The following is a 772-nucleotide window of genomic DNA, read 5'->3' as shown; positions in this document are numbered from 1 at the left end:
CCCCCCTCGTGGGGGAGATTAGCAGTTTCGTTGCCAGCTCGTTAAAACTTGCCTCTCAGAACAGGAACGCGGCTGTGGCGGGGTTGGGTCCGTTGCGGCCCTCGGGCGAATCCATGCCGCGGATCGTCTGCAGGTCCTGCGCATCCAGTTCGAAATCGAAGACATCGAAATTGGCGGCGATGCGATCCCTGCGGATCGACTTTGGAATGACGATCAGCCCCTCCTGGAGATGCCAGCGGATGATCGCCTGTGCGACGGACTTGCCATGTTTTTTGGCGATGCCTGCAATGGTCGGATCGCCGAGCAGCCGGCCGCTGCCCAGAGGGCTCCAGCTTTCGATACGGATGTCGTGCTTGGCATGAAAGTCCCTGACACCGCGCTGCTGGAACTGGGGATGCAGCTCGATCTGGTTGACGACGGGCGTCACACCGGTCTCGCCGATGATCCGCTCCAGATGGTCCTGGTTGAAGTTCGAAACGCCGATCGATTTGATGCGGCCGGCCTGCCTGAGTTCGACCAGCGTCTTCCAGGCCTCGACATATTTGTCCTGGCTGGGCACAGGCCAGTGGATCAGGAACAGGTCGATCTGTTCGACGCCGAGCTTCTCCATCGTCTCGTCGAAGGCGCGCAAGGCCGCATCGCGCTGGTGCGCGCCGTTGCGCAGTTTCGAGGTGATGAACAGCTCAGCCCGCGGCACGCCGGCACTGCGGATCGCCTCTCCGACCCCTTCCTCGTTCTGATAGCCTTCGGCGGTGTCGATCAGGCGATAGCC

At 61.8% G+C, this 772-nt stretch carries 1 protein-coding gene; it reads right to left on the bottom strand.

The window, feature by feature from the left end:
- Positions 1 to 55: 55 nt before the first annotated feature.
- Positions 56 to 772 (bottom strand): aldo/keto reductase (locus tag ENZ75_RS33320; RefSeq protein WP_164888249.1); only part of this gene is annotated, 717 nt, incomplete at its 5' end.

Source organism: Mesorhizobium sp. M7A.F.Ca.CA.002.04.1.1 (genome assembly GCF_004022805.1).
Classification (GTDB): Bacteria; Pseudomonadota; Alphaproteobacteria; order Rhizobiales; family Rhizobiaceae; genus Mesorhizobium; species Mesorhizobium ciceri.
The sequence above is the reverse complement of the archived record's forward strand: the minus strand, read 5'-3'. Positions and strand labels throughout refer to the sequence as shown.